The 16,648-nt window shown below is 60.4% G+C and carries 18 protein-coding genes; 14 read left to right on the top strand and 4 right to left on the bottom strand.

The window, feature by feature from the left end; genetic code table 11:
* Nucleotides 1-286: 286 nt before the first annotated feature.
* Nucleotides 287-574 (bottom strand): hypothetical protein, encoded by a 288-nt coding sequence (locus KHO23_RS09625; protein WP_211610756.1) that lies wholly within the window; start codon nucleotides 572-574, stop codon nucleotides 287-289.
* Nucleotides 575-803: 229 nt separating this feature from the next.
* Nucleotides 804-1,358 carry a fasciclin domain-containing protein gene (locus tag KHO23_RS09620; protein WP_211610755.1) on the bottom strand — a complete coding sequence of 185 codons (555 nt, stop codon included), beginning with the start codon at nucleotides 1,356-1,358 and terminating at the stop codon, nucleotides 804-806.
* Between the two features lie 274 nt (nucleotides 1,359-1,632).
* On the opposite strand from KHO23_RS09620, the gene KHO23_RS09615 reads away from it, so the two are divergent.
* Together KHO23_RS09615 and KHO23_RS09610 are read left to right on the top strand one after the other, a co-directional pair.
* Nucleotides 1,633-2,448: an SIR2 family NAD-dependent protein deacylase gene (locus tag KHO23_RS09615; RefSeq protein ID WP_211610813.1), complete on the top strand. Its 816-nt coding sequence runs from the start codon at nucleotides 1,633-1,635 to the stop codon at nucleotides 2,446-2,448.
* A 276-nt stretch (nucleotides 2,449-2,724) separates the two neighbouring features.
* Complete coding sequence (locus KHO23_RS09610; protein ID WP_211610754.1) at nucleotides 2,725-3,543, top strand: CHAD domain-containing protein; 819 nt, start codon at nucleotides 2,725-2,727, stop codon at nucleotides 3,541-3,543.
* Nucleotides 3,544-3,645: 102 nt separating this feature from the next.
* Here the strand turns inward: KHO23_RS09610 and KHO23_RS09605 are convergent, their stop codons facing one another.
* Complete coding sequence (locus tag KHO23_RS09605; RefSeq protein WP_211610753.1) at nucleotides 3,646-3,843, bottom strand: DUF3562 domain-containing protein; 198 nt, start codon at nucleotides 3,841-3,843, stop codon at nucleotides 3,646-3,648.
* A gap of 553 nt (nucleotides 3,844-4,396) precedes the next feature.
* Between KHO23_RS09605 and phoU the strand changes: the two genes are divergently transcribed.
* The 7 genes from phoU to KHO23_RS09570 all read left to right on the top strand — a co-directional run bounded on the left by phoU (nucleotide 4,397) and on the right by KHO23_RS09570 (nucleotide 10,511).
* Nucleotides 4,397-5,092, top strand: a complete 696-nt coding sequence (phoU, locus tag KHO23_RS09600) for a phosphate signaling complex protein PhoU (RefSeq protein ID WP_211610752.1) — start codon at nucleotides 4,397-4,399, stop codon at nucleotides 5,090-5,092.
* 292 nt (nucleotides 5,093-5,384) lie between these two features.
* The gene (locus tag KHO23_RS09595) at nucleotides 5,385-5,660 is read left to right on the top strand and encodes a hypothetical protein (protein WP_211610751.1); all 276 of its coding nucleotides are present in this window, start codon (nucleotides 5,385-5,387) and stop codon (nucleotides 5,658-5,660) included.
* Nucleotides 5,661-5,703: 43 nt separating this feature from the next.
* Nucleotides 5,704-6,063 (top strand): superinfection immunity protein, encoded by a 360-nt coding sequence (locus KHO23_RS09590; protein WP_211610750.1) that lies wholly within the window; start codon nucleotides 5,704-5,706, stop codon nucleotides 6,061-6,063.
* Between the two features lie 183 nt (nucleotides 6,064-6,246).
* A complete protein-coding gene (gene trpS / locus KHO23_RS09585) occupies nucleotides 6,247-7,275 on the top strand; it encodes a tryptophan--tRNA ligase (RefSeq protein ID WP_211610749.1) in 1,029 nt (342 codons plus the stop codon).
* Between the two features lie 322 nt (nucleotides 7,276-7,597).
* A complete protein-coding gene (locus KHO23_RS09580) occupies nucleotides 7,598-8,350 on the top strand; it encodes an SDR family NAD(P)-dependent oxidoreductase (protein WP_211610748.1) in 753 nt (250 codons plus the stop codon).
* A gap of 124 nt (nucleotides 8,351-8,474) precedes the next feature.
* Nucleotides 8,475-9,653, top strand: a complete 1,179-nt coding sequence (gene rhmD, locus KHO23_RS09575) for an L-rhamnonate dehydratase (RefSeq protein ID WP_211610747.1) — start codon at nucleotides 8,475-8,477, stop codon at nucleotides 9,651-9,653.
* A 75-nt stretch (nucleotides 9,654-9,728) separates the two neighbouring features.
* Nucleotides 9,729-10,511 (top strand): SDR family NAD(P)-dependent oxidoreductase, encoded by a 783-nt coding sequence (locus tag KHO23_RS09570; protein ID WP_211610746.1) that lies wholly within the window; start codon nucleotides 9,729-9,731, stop codon nucleotides 10,509-10,511.
* 15 nt (nucleotides 10,512-10,526) lie between these two features.
* Here KHO23_RS09570 and KHO23_RS09565 read toward each other — a convergent pair whose 3' ends face one another.
* The gene (locus KHO23_RS09565) at nucleotides 10,527-11,525 is read right to left on the bottom strand and encodes a LysR family transcriptional regulator (protein WP_211610745.1); all 999 of its coding nucleotides are present in this window, start codon (nucleotides 11,523-11,525) and stop codon (nucleotides 10,527-10,529) included.
* A gap of 139 nt (nucleotides 11,526-11,664) precedes the next feature.
* Between KHO23_RS09565 and rhaM the strand changes: the two genes are divergently transcribed.
* From rhaM to KHO23_RS09540, 5 genes are all read left to right on the top strand, one after another.
* Nucleotides 11,665-11,988 (top strand): L-rhamnose mutarotase, encoded by a 324-nt coding sequence (gene rhaM / locus KHO23_RS09560; RefSeq protein WP_211610744.1) that lies wholly within the window; start codon nucleotides 11,665-11,667, stop codon nucleotides 11,986-11,988.
* Nucleotides 11,989-12,053: 65 nt separating this feature from the next.
* Nucleotides 12,054-12,947 carry an amidohydrolase family protein gene (locus tag KHO23_RS09555; RefSeq protein WP_211610743.1) on the top strand — a complete coding sequence of 298 codons (894 nt, stop codon included), beginning with the start codon at nucleotides 12,054-12,056 and terminating at the stop codon, nucleotides 12,945-12,947.
* Nucleotides 12,948-12,996: 49 nt separating this feature from the next.
* Nucleotides 12,997-14,580, top strand: a complete 1,584-nt coding sequence (locus tag KHO23_RS09550; protein ID WP_211610742.1) for a sugar ABC transporter ATP-binding protein — start codon at nucleotides 12,997-12,999, stop codon at nucleotides 14,578-14,580.
* Nucleotides 14,577-15,635 (top strand): ABC transporter permease, encoded by a 1,059-nt coding sequence (locus KHO23_RS09545; protein ID WP_211610741.1) that lies wholly within the window; start codon nucleotides 14,577-14,579, stop codon nucleotides 15,633-15,635. Before KHO23_RS09550 ends, KHO23_RS09545 begins: the two co-directional genes overlap by 4 nt.
* A complete protein-coding gene (locus KHO23_RS09540) occupies nucleotides 15,628-16,644 on the top strand; it encodes an ABC transporter permease (protein WP_211610740.1) in 1,017 nt (338 codons plus the stop codon). The genes KHO23_RS09545 and KHO23_RS09540 overlap by 8 nt, the downstream gene beginning before the upstream one ends.
* The last annotated feature ends 4 nt before the right edge of the window (nucleotides 16,645-16,648 follow it).

Raw genomic sequence — 16,648 nt, 5'->3', positions numbered from 1 at the left:
CAACTTACAAGTGAGGCACGTCATGAAGAGAATTTTTGCGCTAACACTGCTGGCCGTATGCCTTGGAAGCGCGCTGGGCGGCTGCATCGTGGTGCCTGCAGGCGGCTATTACCACCGCTATTAAACCGCGGGCAAAGCGGGCGGCGCAGGGGCAAAGGTCCGATGCGCCGCCGGCAAGACGAAAGGCGCGGATATCGCCGAAACCACAACACCGCGGAAGTGCCGCGATTCCAGATCGGGAGTGGCCCGACCTGGGAATGGCCGCGTGTGGGCAGTCCAGAAAGTTTTACTGGACAGTCTTTGTCGACATGCTGCTGTCTTCGGGGTGCATAGTGGACATACCCATGCCGCTCGTGGTGTCCGCGCGCTTGCTCATGTCGCCAGGATCCCGGTTCCACGGACTCGATACAGGCTCGCTGTGGTAGGTCATCCCTGCGGTCGCGGCACCGTGTGCGCCGCCGCTGCCATTTCCGCCGTTGCCATTTCCCCCGGCCTGCGCAACGGTCGCGGCACACACGCAGAGCGACGCGACAGCGACACGCGCGAACAGCGCTTTCATCGTCAACTTTTCCATGATATTTCTCCTGTAATGTCGGCTCGTGCCCTGGCAGCGCCGAATTTCCGAACGCCGCGAGGGACCGACACTTTGCGCGGCGGCAACGCGCAAGAAGTTACTCGCACCTGAACAGAACACGCATGGGCCGCGTCCAGACGCGATGCTTGAGTGTCAGTCGTGGCAACGCGCCGAAAATGACAGTGCCGCGGTGAATAATTCAAACCCGTGACGGTGCGCGCCGGCCTCGCTACTTCGGCATCAGAACCTTGTCGACGACCATGATCACGCCGTTGCTCTGCGTGACGTCATAGGTCGATATGTCGGCCGTGTGGCCACCGGCATCCGTCACTACAATGTTGTGCGGGCCGTTCTCAGTGAATGTCAGCGGCTCTCCATTGACCGTTTTCAGTTCCGCCTTGCCGCCACCAGCCTTGATAGCCTGGTCGAGCTTGCGGAAGTCATAGCGCCCGGGAATGACGTGGTACGTCAGGATGCTGGTCAGCATCGCCTTGTTTTCAGGTTTGACCAGCGTATCGACCGTGCCGGCCGGCAATGCCGCGAAGGCCTCGTTCGTCGGCGCAAACACGGTGAACGGGCCTGGGCTCTTTAACGTATCGACGAGGCCTGCGGCTTTGACTGCGGCAACAAGCGTCGTGTGGTCGGCCGAGTTGACCGCGTTATCCACGATGTCTTTGGTCGGGTACATGGCCTGGCCGCCGACCACGACCGTGTCGCTGGCAGCAAAGGCACCGGAAACCGCTGCCGACAATGCGACAGCAACCAACATAGTCTTGCGTTTCATTGCGTACTCCCGCTGAGTCGCCATGCGTCATTGCGTGGCTCTGACCGTATATACGGGGAATACTTGCGACTGGATTCGAAATCGGGCTGCGTCGCGACGATATAGCTCGATGTGTCGTTCCTCAGCGCAGGATTTTTCGTTGTGTGCAAAAATCGGCGCGCGCGGTATCTGCGGCAGCGAAGGGGGCGTCCGGCATCATGATTCGGTTCCCCTTCCACGCCGGTATCCCGGCGCCGATATCGCCAACGTCCACACATTCTTTTGGGTCAACGAGATGGACAATCTCGCACAAATTCAGCTTGCCAGCTCCTGGCTGAGGGCGGCAGACGGCGTGCTGGTCACGGCAGGTGCCGGCATGTGCGTCGATTCGGGTTTGCCGGATTTCCGGGGGGCAGAGGGTTTCTGGCGGGCCTATCCTGCTTTGAAGTGGCACAGGCTGACCTTCCAGGACATGGCGAATCCGCGTGTTCTGGGGCGCGAGCCGTTGCTGTACTGGGGATTCTACGGTCACCGGCTCAACCTGTATCGCAAGACAAAGCCGCACGCGGGCTTTCAGATTTTGCGTCGATGGCACGCCAGCGTGCCAAAAGGGTTGGCCGTGTTCACGAGTAATGTCGACGGCCAGTTCCAGAAGGCCGGCTTCGCCGACGATGAAGTCGCCGAGTGCCACGGCTCCATCCATGTGCTGCAATGTTCGGAAGTTTGCTGTTCGGCTTTATGGCCGGCGGATGAATTGCAGCCTGTGGTCGACGAAGAGACTTGCCAATTGCTCAGCGAAGTACCGCGGTGCCCTTTCTGCGGAGCGGTCGCTCGTCCAAACATTGTGATGTTTGGAGATTACGACTGGATAGCGTTGCGGACCGAACATCAGGAAGAAAGACTTCGAACCTGGCTGGCAGGGGTGAGTAATCTGGTCGTTGTGGAAATTGGCGCGGGGACGACAATACCCACGGTCCGCCGGTTTGGAGAGCAGCAGAACGCACGCCTGATACGCATCAATCCGTTTGAATCCCGGATCGACGCGCGACGAGGCATCGGACTCGCCATGGGCGCGGAAGAAGGTTTGAGACATCTCGACGAGTTTTTCTGAGCGTCTTGACTGTAAGCTTCGAAAGCGCCGGGCGCATTGGCATTCAGGAATTTGTCGTTGTACGATTTGAATCAGTGGGCCGATCACGTTCGAAATCCCGGCACGTTCTGAAATTCCCCGGCGGGCCGATATTCGTCGCTTACGGCCACTGCACATCCTGTCGTATTCGAGGGCATCCCGGAAATGAGCTCCCAGATTCTCGTGTCGGCAACAACAGGAACGTCCGCATCGATCGCCGACGACGACAGCGGGAAAGCGAATTCGATAAACCTGTCCATGTCGACGGCCGACGGGTTTGCATGTCTGGCGACGTCAATTTCTGAGGATGCCGCCCGGCGTGCCCACGCATTGGATTTGAAAGCAGACCCTGACGTACTGCACAAGCTTCGCGTCGCGCTGCGCCGTTTGCGTTCGCTCTGGTGGGCGTACGAACCGCTACTCGACAGGAAAGACTCCGCGCTGCAGCGCGGCGAGTTCAAATCCCTGGCCAATGCTGCAGGCAAAACGCGCGACTGGGATATCCTGCGCGATCTGCTGACAGCCGACCGCTCGACGCAGCACACGTTTGCCGCGCTTCTCGAGTCTGTGGACGAGCATCGTGCTGACGCTCTGTCGTTCAGTCGAAAAACGATCGGCAATGCTGGTGTCGAGCGGATACTGCAGCGCGCATTGACAGGTGCTCGACAGCAACTGGATTCGCGATCCACCATGCCCGCGCTGCCCCGGTTTGCCGAGGACCGTGTGGAATCCGCCGAGAATGCGTTGCGAAAGCGGGTGAAGCGAGCGGCATCGGATAAAGACTCAGGGTACGTTGCGCTTCATGAAGTGCGCATCGCAGGGAAGAAGTTGCGATATCTGCTGGAGTTCTTTTTGCCGGTTCTCGATGGCAGTCATCAGGCCACGATTGAACGGTTGAGGTCGGTGCAGGACGAACTCGGGACGCTCAATGACCTCGTCACGAGCGAAACGTTGCTTCGGGAGTACTCGTTCCAGCTCGGTGAGTCAAAGGTGGTCAGAGAGGCCGTCAGGTATCTGCAAGACCAGAAGAAGCATCACATGCACAACGTGCACGAGACATTGCGTACGGCATGGTAGCCGCCGGGTTGCTGCACGGCCGCAACCCGGACGGCGACTCACCTCCCGATCGTCAACGCCGCGGATACCGTGAAGCCATGTGATGCACGCTGAGGCCGTCGCCTAGTGCCGGTCTTTCGAAACACTGCGCAGATTTTCACGAACACGCTTGGTGACGAGGACAGTGAGGTAGTCAAGAACTCGCGCACCGTCACTGTATTCGGCCCAGACGTCCGCGTACATTTTCGACACGGTCTCAGCAGGTGTATTGGTGTCAGAGGCAATTGACCTGACCACATGCTCAAAATTAGATGGTGCCATGGTGTGTTCCTGGCTTTCGGCGAGAGGGGCGCGCGCGGAAAGGCGATTAGACGATGTTGCCGACCTGTATGCAAATTGAATCGACCTATCGTTGAGGCAGAATCGGTTGCCATCGTTTTGTCTACACAGATTCTTTCGCGCACCTGACCAAGGGGGTGCGTACTCCGCAGTTCGGTGTCCGTCAGTGGTCACCCGTCAAATGCACGCGCTCGGTGCGCACTGCACAAATCCAATCGTTTCAGCAACTTGCCTCGCTTTCCAGTGAGTTTTCCACAGCTTTGCAAACAGATTGTGTGGACAACTTGCGGGCCATACCCGTTTGGCGGCCGCCTCGATGCCTTTCTGAAAATGTTTTAAAACTATATATACTGTTTATATCGTTTATCAGGCGGAAGACGAATGTGAGCAAAATCAGCATCAGGATGGCGAAGAAGGAGTCCTTTCACTTTCCCCGGCACGCAAACGGCCAGGCGAAAACCGCCGCTGTTCATATGAACCGGGGCATTGTGTAACTGGGCATTGCGTTGCGGGCCAGTTTGGCTGAGGAGTGAAGATGTCGGATAAGCATCTTTCCAGTGGGTTTGACTTCGACCTCAACCTGCTTTTAACCCGGTTGCTCGAAATGGGCGGCTTGGTGGAGGCGCAGATTGCATGCGCGACGGAGGCGTTGAACACGTTCGATCTGGCACTTGTTGAGCAGGTCCTGGAGGACGAACAACGGCTCAACGCGATGGAAATAGAAATCGACGAAGAAGTCAGCAACATCATCGTTCGCCGGCAGCCCACTGCTCGCGACCTGCGGCTCCTGATGGCCGCCTCGAAATGCATCACCAACCTCGAGCGTGCGGGCGATGAGGCACGGAAGATTGCGAAGCGAACACGCCGCATTGCCATGGAGGCCACCGCGCGGACCGTCAATATCGCGGAAATCAAGGCCTCCGGCAAAATGGCCGCCGATATTCTTCGTCACGCGCTGGATGCTTTTGCACGGATGGATACCGTTGCCGCAGCGCAGATTGTTCGGGATGACGAAGCGATCGATAACGAGTTCCGGGCCTTCGTGCGCAAGCTCATCACGTCCATGACGCAGGACCCCCGGACCATTCAGATCGGGTTTCACTATCTGTCCATCGCGAAGGCCATCGAGCGTATTGGCGACCACGCCACCAATATTGCCGAGCTTGTTGTCTACATTGTTAAGGGTACCGACGTTCGCCACGCACCCCGAGAGCAGATCGAGCGTTGCTGAATTGGGCGAGTGGCCTCGAGGACATCCGCCGCTCGTTCGGCAACCCCGACCGGTTCGCGGTTCCGGGCCAAGACCCTGGTTTCGTTACGCATGACGTCCATCGCCATGAGGCTGGTTCGGCGTCAGTTTCCGATACGGCTGAGCCCATGCCGGCCGCATTGTTCGCTCTGTAGCAATTGTGATTTCACCCTATTGGTATAGAAAAAAGATAGGCGCCGCCTAAAATGGATCCTGTCAGCGCCGTGCGTCTTATTCGGCTTGCGGCGCTCCTAAAATCGCATTGGGATCCATCATGAAAAGCAAACTTTTTGCAGCTCTGCTCATCGCGGCGACTACCGGTATCGCTGCGCCTGCTTTTGCCAGCGGGTACGGCCCGGCACCTTCGTACCGGCCTTCGGTGGGCGCGCCGGCGTCGCAGCGCGGCCAGAGTGCGCAAACCGTTGCAGCCGAACGCACCGATGCGGTTGGCTCAGTCAATGATTCGTACGGTGGCGTAGTTGCGTCGTCGTCGGAATCTGGCAGCCGTGAAACTGCCGGGTCGGTTGGTCGCGTGTACGCGGGCCACTAATCTGAAGGTCGTCAGCTGACTGAGGCTGTAGCGAGGTGTCGACATGTTGAAACTTATCGAAGGTGCGATGGTATTGGGTGCGCTGATGCTGTATCTTGTGCCGGCAATGATTGCGGACGCCAGAGAACGCGAAGACGCATTTGCGGTGACGATGGTGAACATCCTGCTCGGATGGACAGTCATCGGCTGGTTCGCAGCGCTGGTATGGGCGCGGCATCCGGTCAGCGATCGCCGTCTGAAGCATTTCGCGAGGCGAGCACAGCGCGCGGTTGCACGAGTCACGATTGATGCAATCGTTGCGCGAGCAGAGAGTCGTGGTAGCGCGATCCCGACGTTTAACCCTCGCCTGGTGCCAATGGTTGCGCGTATTGCAGCAAGCAGTATGCGTCGCCAAAGGGATTAAGTTCTAATGCGCAATCAATTGAAAACGAACCCGACCTCGCTGAACCTGCATCGTTGGTGGCGCGCCTAACCTGGGCGGCCCGATTTTCTTCGACCATCGAAAAACGTGATGCCGTCAGTCCTGGCGGCATTTCTGTTTCTGCGCGCTAATGACTGGTGGTGTTGCAAACACGGATAGGTGACCATGTCGCACGCAAACGAATCTGAAAAGCAACTCGTCATCCTCACGGGTGACCGTACCACCGGCCCGCTTCACCTGGGCCACTACATCGGCTCGTTGCGCTCGCGTGTGCAACTCCAGCACGAAGCGCAGCAGTTTCTTCTGCTTGCCGACGCACAGGCCATGACCGACAACGTCGGTCGACACCAGAAAGTCACAGAAAACGTCATCGAGGTAGCACTCGACTATCTTGCGGTCGGAATCGATCCAACGAAGTCGACCATCTTTATCCAGTCGCAAGTGCCGGAGTTGGCAGAACTGTCGCAGTACTTGCTCAATCTCGTGACGGTCGCGCGCCTTGAGCGGAACCCGACCATCAAGGCGGAAATCGTGCTCCGCGGTTTCGAGCGGGACATTCCCGCCGGCTTCCTGACGTACCCGGTCAGCCAGGCTGCCGACATTACCGCGTTCAAGGCGACACGCGTGCCCGTCGGTGACGACCAGTTGCCGATGATTGAACAAACCAATGAGCTGGTGCGTCGTTTCAACAACACGGTCGACAAGCCGGTGCTGGTGGAATGCGAAGCGGTGCTCTCGCACGTGGCGCGGTTGCCTGGCTTGGATGGCAAAGCCAAGATGAGCAAGTCACTGGGCAATGCCATTACGTTGGGGGCGAGCCCGGACGAAATTACCAGGGCCGTGAACAACATGTACACGGACCCTAACCATCTGCGCGTCAATGACCCAGGCCAGGTCGAAGGCAACGTTGTATTCGCGTTCCTCGATGCGTTCGAGCCGGACGTACCCATGGTCGACGAACTCAAAGCGCACTACCGCCGCGGTGGTCTTGGCGACAGCGCGGTCAAGCGTGTGCTCAATGAACGGTTGCAGGCGATGCTCATGCCTATTCGGGAGCGCCGCCGCGAGTTCGAGGCCGACCGCGCGGAGGTGCTGAATGTCCTGCGCCGTGGGACTATGCGTGCGCGGGAAGTGGCAGGTGCGACGGTATCGGAAGTGAAAGATGCGCTCGGGCTGAATTACTTCCGGAACTGAGCGGCCGACGAGAGGGCGTCGAAGCAACGGGTACACACCGTCAGGTAAGACGACACGTTGTTGCCTCAAGCAAGCCATTTCAAGCTTGAAGTCAAATCTGTCCAGGACGAGTTGCCCACCGTACGGTTTGCCTTGCGGGGTGAGTAGGGGTGAACAGCGATTTCGTCCGCCGATCCGCTTTTGTTATCACCCCCTTCAATACACGGATTGTTAGCGCATCGCACCGCTCGTATATTTGCTGAACGAAAGCAGGCGCAGCACGAACAGCAGAAATACAACAACTGAACGGCAAACCGCCCGGGCTTGCCACAGGAGCACAGCGATGAATCGAATCGATCTGGAGGGGCGTGTCGTCGCAATTACCGGCGGCGCGCGCGGCATTGGCTACGCGGTGGCCCAACGGGCCCTGAACTCGGGGGCATCGGTCGCCCTATGGGATATCGACACCGAGCGTCTCGCCCGCAGCGAGCGCGAACTCAGCGAACTGGGCAAGGTAACGGCCGTCACGGTCGAACTCACCCAGGAAGCCTCCGTTGTTCAGGCCGTGGCGCAAACGGTCGCCGCCCATGGCGCGATCGACGTGCTGATCAACTGCGCCGGCATCACCGGCGGCAACGGCACGACATGGGAGCTGGACCCCGAGGTCTGGCGCCGCGTGATCGACGTGAATCTGATCGGCCCGTATCTCACCTGCCGCGCGGTTGTGCCGCAGATGCTCAAGCAGGGCTACGGCCGGATCGTCAATATCGCGTCGGTGGCCGGCAAGGAAGGCAACCCGAACGCGTCGCACTACAGTGCCTCTAAAGCCGGGCTCATCGGCTTGACCAAGTCCCTCGGCAAAGAGCTTGCGACGAAGAACATCCTCGTCAACGCAGTCACGCCCGCAGCGGCCAAAACGGAGATCTTCGATTCGATGTCGCAGCAGCATATCGACTACATGCTCTCCAGGATTCCCATGAACCGGTTCCTGTTGCCGGAAGAGGCGGCGTCGCTGATTCTCTGGCTTGCTTCCGAAGACTGCGCGTTCAGCACCGGCTCGGTTTTCGACCTGTCCGGCGGCCGCGCCACTTACTAGGTCGTCATCGCGTAGCCGTAGCAGTCATAGTGCAAGCGGTAATAAGCAGCGCGTGATGCGCCTGCCCGGCGAAGCGGATGACATGAATCCGCGCGTTCGACGCACCAACAACGGAGCCCTCTTCATGGCCATGCCTACTATCCGGCACGTGCGTGCCTTCATCGTCCGCGGCGGCGGCGCGGATTATCACGATCAAGCCGACGGACACTGGATCGACGATCACATTTCCACGCCGATGGCGCGTTATCCGGAGTATCGCCAGAGCCGCCAGTCGTTCGGGATCAATGTGCTCGGCACGCTGGTTGTAGAGATAGAAGCAAGCGACGGCACGGTAGGCTTCGCGGTGACGACGGGCGGTGAGATCGGTGCCTTTATCGTCGAGAAACATCTCGCGCGTTTTCTCGAAGGTCAGCGCGTCACCGACATCGAAAAGATGTGGGATCAGATGTATTTTTCGACGCTGTACTACGGCCGAAAAGGCGTGGTGCTGAATACGATCTCGGGCGTCGATCTCGCGTTGTGGGATCTGCTCGCGAAGGTCCGCAAGGAGCCGGTGTACCAGCTATTGGGCGGCCCGGTGCGCGACGAGCTCGTGTTTTACGCGACTGGCGCGCGTCCGGATCTCGCGAAGGAGATGGGTTTTATCGGCGGCAAATTGCCGTTGCAGCACGGTCCTGCTGAAGGCGAAGCGGGTCTCAAGAAGAACCTGGAGAAGCTCGCCGACATGCGTAGCCGCGTCGGCGACGACTTCTGGTTGATGTACGACTGCTGGATGAGCCTCGACGTGCCGTATGCAATGCGGCTCGCACAGGCCGCGCATGAATACGGCCTGAAATGGCTCGAAGAGTGCCTGCCGCCGGACGACTACTGGGGTTACGCCGAACTGCGCCGCAACGTGCCGCGCGGCATGATGGTGTCGACCGGTGAGCATGAAGCGACGCGTTGGGGTTTTCGCATGCTGCTGGAAATGCAGTGCTGCGATCTGATTCAGCCGGATGTAGGCTGGTGCGGCGGCATGACCGAACTCATCAAGATTTCCGCGCTCGCCGACGCCCACAATGTGATGGTGGTGCCGCATGGTTCGTCGGTCTATAGCTATCACTTCGTCGTCACGCGGCACAACTCGCCATTCGCCGAGTTTCTGATGATGGCGCCGAAAGCGGATGAGGTGGTGCCGATGTTTACGCCACTATTGCTCGATGAACCGGTGCCCGTGAATGGACGGATGAAAGTGCCGGAGACACCGGGTTTCGGTGTGCGGCTCAATCCGGAATGCGTGCTGGTGAGGCCCTATCCGCGTTGAACGCGTGATGAAGGTGGGGCGAACCCGTCTTCTATCTGCAAGACTTCATATTGATCCAGCCAACAGGAGAATGACGTGTTGCTCAAGGACAAGGTCGTGATCGTTACTGGCGGCTCGCGTGGCATCGGCCGTGCGATAGCGGTTGCGTGCGCAACCGAAGGCGCGGATGTGGCGATCAACTACTGGGGCGAAAACGACGCATCTTATGGGCGCCGTTCGGCCGTCGCTGAAGTGGTCGAGGAAATCGAAGCATTGGGGCGGCGCGTGATCGCGATCGAAGGCAACGTAGCCGCGCATGAAACCGGCCAGGAGCTCGTTCGCCAGACCGTCAAAGCCTTCGGCAAAGTCGACGTGCTCGCGAGCAATGCCGGCATCTGCCCGTTTCACGCATTTCTCGACATGCCGCCGGAAGTATTGGAGTCGACGGTGGCCGTCAATCTGAACGGTGCGTTCTACGTCACGCAAGCCGCCGCGCAGCAGATGAAAGCGCAGGGCACGGGCGGCGCGATCGTGGCGACGAGCTCGATCAGCGCGCTGGTAGGCGGCGGCATGCAAACGCACTACACGCCGACCAAAGCGGGCGTGCATTCGCTGATGCAGTCATGCGCGGTGGCGTTGGGGCCGTACGGTATTCGCTGCAATTCGGTGATGCCCGGCACGATCGCGACCGACCTGAACGCGGAAGATCTCGCGGACGAAGCGAAACGGGCCTACTTTGAAAAGCGCATTCCGCTGGGCCGACTGGGCCGCCCGGAAGATGTTGCGGATTGCGTGGTGTTTCTTGCTTCCGACCGCGCGCGTTATGTAACAGGCGCCGCGCTGCTGGTGGACGGTGGGCTCTTCGTCAACTTGCAGTAACGCGCGATGCCGATGTCAATTGACCGGTGTGGATGCGATCACAGGCTTAGCGGCCGCAGAAGCGGAATCGTCGCGCGCGAGCTTGCGAGAGAAGCCACGCAGCAAATCGATAAAACGCAGCGCCGGATCGGCGAGGGCTTCTTCCTTGCGCGTGAGAATGCCGAACCCGGCGAGGCTCTTGCCGATTTCGAGCGGCAGCACGACCAGCAGCTTGCCGCGCACATGATCGCGCACCACCGACTCGGGCAGCATGGCTACAGCGTCGTAGTTCTCGAGCAATTGCAGCGTAGCGAAGATCGACGCGCACTCGGTCAGATTGACAGGCGTTGCAAGGCCCGCACGCGCAAGTTCTTCCTCGAACAGCACGCGCGCCGGACTGGTAACGGGTTGCGCCACCCACGGCCAGTCGATCAGTTCTCGCAGTGTAATGCGGGAGCGTTGCGCCAGCGGATGCACCGAACGCACCACTAGCAGCAAGGTTTCGCGTGCCAGCGGCTCGAAACTGAAATCGTTGTGTTGCAACGGGCTGGTCAGGCGCCCAAGCGCCAGATCGATTTCGCGGCGATGCAGCAATTGCACGACCTGGTCGCTGGTTTCGCCAAGAATGCGTACGTTCAGCAAGGGGCTTTCGGTTTTCAGGGCGGCGACCGCCATGGCCAGCAGATCGGGCGCGGCGCCCATGATGGCGCCGACGGTCAACTGTCCATGCCCGCCGCGGCGTTTGACGTCGAGGTCTTCGGCGAAGCGGGTCAGCTCGGCGAGTGCCCGCCGCGCATAGGCCAGCGTGACTACGCCGAGCGGCGTGGGCGTCATGCCGCGTGCGTTGCGTTCGAACAGCAGGAAGCCGAACGCTTCCTCGATGTCGCCGAGCATGCGGCTCGCGCTGGGTTGCGCGACGTTGATCGCCTCGGCGGCCTGATGGAGATTGCGCGCGTCGTCGAGTGCGACGAGCAGCGCGAGGTGCTTGAACTTGAGCCGGTTGACGAGTGCGATGGCAGCTGAATGTTGGCTCATGGTGGCGGTGCGATTCGGTTTGTGGATCGCCCAATCCCAACAACGGATTGAGATGCTATCGACGCAGGAATTATAGTCGTATCAGACGCTTCCACGCTTCTCGGGGAAAGCGCCCGGATACGACGGGAGACAGGCCGCAATGGAAACAATCGCTTTCCGGATGGTGCTCAACCCCGGCATGCGCGAGGAATACGAACGACGTCATGCGCAAATCTGGCCCGAACTGGTTGATGCATTGCACAACGCCGGCGTGCGCGAGTACCGGATTTTCTTCGACGCGGATTCGCATCATCTTTTTGCCGTTCTCACGCGCACCACGAATCACACCATGAACGCATTGCCGCAACTCGAGGTTATGCGCAAATGGTGGGATTACATGGCCGACATCATGCAGACGGCCCCCGACCATACGCCGCTTGAGCGACCACTCGAGCCGGTCTTTCATCTGAATTCGCTTAGCTAACGTTACTGACTGTGCCTGGGCCCGGGCCTGGGTCTGGGTCTGGGTCTTTCGGCGGAGGATGTCGCATGCAGGTTGTCGATTCGCATATCCATCTTTGGGATCTGAAGACGCATCGCTATCCGTGGCTGGAAAACCCTGGTGTGTCGTTCGTAGGGGACGCGCGCGATCTGAAGCATGACTATCTGCTCGACGATCTGCTTGGCGAGGCGGGCGATATCGAGGTGCTGAAACTGGTACACGTGGAAGCGAATCACGATCCCGCCGATCCGGTCGAGGAAACCCGCTGGTTGCAATCCATTGCGGATCGTCCGGGGTCGCGTGGTATGCCGAATGCGATTGTGGCCGCCGTCGATCTGTCTGCCGCGAATGCGCCTGCAATACTTGAGGCGCACACATCGTTCGCCAATACGCGTGGCATCAGGCAGATCCTGAACGTGCACGAGAACAAGCTGTTCGATTACGTGGGCCGTCATTTCATGCGCGAAGCGCAGTGGCGCGAGCATTTTGGCTTGCTGCGCCGTTACGACATGTCGTTCGATCTGCAACTGTATCCGGCACAGATGGAAGAGGCGGCTGAGTTGGCGCGTGCGCATGGCGATACGATTTTTATCATTAACCATGCGGGCATGTTCGTGGACCGCAGCAGCGTCGCCGGCTATCGCGCGTGGCGTGACGGCATGCGGGTGCTGGCCAGTTGCAGGAATGTCGCGGTGAAGATCAGCGGACTCGCGATGTTCGATCATCAGTGGACCGTCGAAAGCCTGCGGCCTTATGTGCTCGAAACGATCGACACGTTCGGCGTCGAGCGCGCGATGTTCGCGTCGAATTTTCCGGTCGACCGGTTGTTCGGCTCTTACCGGGATGTGTGGCGTGCGTACGCGTCGATCGTCGAGGGCGCGAGCGTTGCTGAGAAAGAAGCACTGTTTTGCCGTAACGCGGAGCGCTTTTATCGTATCTGATGGTCGGTATGGGCAGCATTCCAGAAAGCGAAGAAGAAGGAGACACGTAGTGCAGCAATCCCCATCCGCTGTGCCCAGGCTCGAACTACGGCACGCGAGCAAATCGTTCGGCCGGGTCCGTGCGTTATCCGACGGCGATCTCGCGTTGTGGCCAGGCGAAGTGCATGCGTTGCTCGGCGAAAATGGCGCGGGCAAATCGACGCTCGTGAAGATTCTCGCGGGCGTGCATCAGCCGGACACCGGCGAGCTGCGGGTCGACGGCGTGGTGCGTCGTTTCGCGACGGCAGCCGTTGCGCGCGACGCGGGTCTCGCGGTGATCTATCAGGAGCCGACGCTGTTCTTCGATCTCTCGATCGCGGAGAACATCTTCATGGGGCGGCAGCCGGTCGACCGGATCGGCCGCATTCAGTACGACACCATGCGCCGCGAGGTGGACGGTCTGCTGGCCTCGCTCGGGGTCGATCTGCGCGCGGATCAACTGGTGCGAGGTCTGTCGATTGCCGATCAGCAGGTGATTGAAATTGCCAAGGCGCTATCGTTGAACGCGAACGTGCTGATCATGGACGAGCCGACCGCCGCCTTGTCGCTGCCCGAAGTGGAGCGGCTCTTTGCGATTGTGCGCAAGCTGCGCGAACGCGACGTGGCGATTCTGTTCATCACGCACCGGCTCGATGAAGTGTTCACGCTGACGCAGCGCGTGACGATCATGCGCGACGGTGCAAAGGTATTCGACGGGCTGACCGCCGATCTCACCACCGAATCCATTGTCGCGAAGATGGTGGGCCGCGATCTGGAGACCTTCTATCCGAAGACCGACCGGCCACCGGGCGAGGTGCGCCTGTCAGTGCGTGGACTCACGCGCGTGGGCGTTTTCAAGGACATTTCCTTCGACGTCCGCGCCGGGGAGATCGTCGCGCTGGCGGGCCTCGTCGGCGCGGGCCGCAGCGAAGTGGCGCGGGCGATCTTCGGCATCGATCCCCTCGACTCGGGCGAAATTTTGATTGGCGGCAAACGCCTCGCGCGAGGCAGTCCGCCCGCTGCGGTGCGTGCCGGCCTTGCTCTGGTACCGGAGGACCGTCGCCAGCAAGGGCTGGCGCTGGAATTGAGCATTGCGCGCAATGCCTCGATGACGGTGCTCGGACGTCTCGTCAAACATGGCCTGATTTCCACCCGTAGCGAGACGCAGTTGGCCAATCAGTGGGGCACGCGCTTGCGACTCAAAGCGGGGGACCCGAATGCGCCGGTCGGCACGCTGTCCGGCGGCAACCAGCAAAAGGTTGTGCTGGGCAAGTGGCTCGCTACCAGCCCGAAGGTCCTGATCGTCGACGAGCCCACACGCGGTATCGACGTCGGCGCCAAGGCCGAGGTGTATGGCGCGCTGGCGGAACTGGTGCGTGACGGCATGGCCGTGCTGATGATCTCGAGCGAATTGCCGGAAGTACTCGGCATGGCCGATCGCGTGCTGGTCATGCACGAGGGCCGTATCAGCGCCGATATAGCGCGTGCCGAAGCTGACGAAGAGCGCATCATGGGCGCCGCACTCGGCCAGCCGGCTTCATTGCTGGGGCAGGCTCCCAAGCAGGTTCTCCGCCCCGAAGGAAGTGCCCCTGGGGGATTGGGGGGCGCCGCATGATGCGCCATTCTTCGACCCATCCCGTGCCGGTTCAGGCGCCCGTCTCCAAGCGCAAGGCCGGCGCGCCGGGCGGCTTTATCGCAAGCATCGCGAAGAGCCGCGAGACGACGCTCTTCGTTGTGCTGATTCTGTTGATCGCGGGCACGGGGCTCGCGAAACCGCAGTTTCTGAATCTGCAAAATCTGCGTGACGTGCTGCTCAATGTGTCGATTGTCAGCTTACTGACAGCCGGCATGACGGTGGTCATCCTGATGCGGCATATCGATCTGTCGGTAGGGTCGACGGTCGGTATCAGCGCCTATGCGGTCGGCAGCCTGTACGTTGCGTTTCCGCATATGCCGGTTATCGTCGCGCTGCTGGCCGGACTCGGGATCGGTCTCGTGGCGGGCGGTATCAATGCGTTGCTGGTTGCCGTGGGGCGCGTGCCGTCGCTGGTGGCGACACTCTCCACGCTCTACATCTTTCGCGGCGCGGACTATGCGTGGGTACACGGCGGGCAGATCAACGCGACCAGTTTGCCCGATGCGTTTTCCCGTCTTGCCACCGGCATGTTCCTCGGCATACCCACGCTCGCGCTGATCGCGATCGTCGTGCTCGCCGGTCTGGCTGTCTACATGAAGCAGTTTCGCGGCGGACGCGAACACTACGCAATCGGCTCGAATCCGGAGGCGGCACGGCTTGCCGGCGTGAACGTGGAACGTCGCGTCATGGCGGGTTTTTTGCTGTCCGGTGCGATTGCCGGTTTCGCGGGCGCATTGTGGCTCGCGCGCTTCGGCACGGTCGATGCAAGCACGGCGAAGGGCATTGAATTGCAGGTCGTTGCCGCCGCCGTGGTGGGCAGCGTCGCGATCACAGGCGGCGTGGGCACGATTCTCGGCGCGACGCTCGGCGCGCTCGTGCTGGGTGTGATCAGCATTGCGCTCGTCGTGCTGCACGTCTCGCCATTCTGGGAGCAGGCAATCCAGGGCGCGCTGATCGTCGCCGCGATTACCGCCGACACCTTGCTGGCCCGCTCCGTCGCTAAACGCATGATGAGGAAACGCGATCATGGCTAAACCCGATTCCGGCCTGCTCACGCGCAAACGTGAAACACCGTTGCAATGGGAAGTGTTGCTGGTCGTCGTGCTGGCTCTGTCGCTCGCGCTCGGGCGTTTTTTGTCGCCGGTGTTTCTCACCGGCGCGAATGTCAGCAACATCCTTGCCGATCTGACCGAGATTGCCTTGATGGCGCTGCCCATGACCTTGATTATCGTTGCCGCTGAGATCGATCTTTCGGTGGCATCGGTGTTGGGGGCGTCCAGCGCGCTGATGGGTGTGCTGTGGCACATGGGCCTGCCGATGCCGGTCGTGATCGTGCTGGTGTTGATTGCCGGCGCCTTGGCGGGCTTGCTGAACGGTCTCGTGATCGTGAAGCTCAATCTGCCTTCGCTCGCGGTCACCATCGGCACGCTGGCGCTGTTTCGCGGTCTGGCATACGTGCTGCTCGGCGATCAGGCGGTCGCGGATTTTCCGGCGGGTTATACCGCGTTCGGCATGGATACGGTCGGCTCGACCTTCATTCCGTTGCCCTTTGCGATCGTGATCGTCGGCGCGGTGCTGTTTACCGTGCTGCTGCAGTCCACCGCGTTCGGCCGCAGCCTCTACGCAATCGGCGCGAATCCGACCGCCGCGGCTTTCTCCGGGATCGAAGTCGCGAAAATCAGACTGCGTCTATTCGTGCTGTCCGGCGCAATGAGCGCGCTGGCAGGCGTCGTCTATACCCTGCGGTTCACCAGTGCGCGCGGCGATAACGGCGAAGGTTTCGAATTGTCGGTGATCGCGGCGGTGCTGTTCGGGGGCGTGAGTATTTTCGGCGGACGCGGCTCGATGTTCGGCGTCCTGCTGTCGCTGCTGATTATCGGCGTACTGAAGAATGCGCTGACGCTCGATGATGTGTCGAGCGAAACGCTGACCATCGTCACGGGTGTCCTGTTGCTGGCATCGGTGCTGATTCCGAATCTGGTTGCCCGCTGGCGCGCGGCGCGTGACCGGCGTTTCATCGCGAAGTCCGCTTCTTCTTTATAACGTT

The sequence above is a fragment of the Paraburkholderia haematera genome, assembly GCF_905220975.1.
GTDB lineage: Bacteria > Pseudomonadota > Gammaproteobacteria > Burkholderiales > Burkholderiaceae > Paraburkholderia > Paraburkholderia haematera.
Note: the sequence above shows the minus strand (reverse complement) of the source record. Positions and strands in the feature narration are given on the sequence as shown.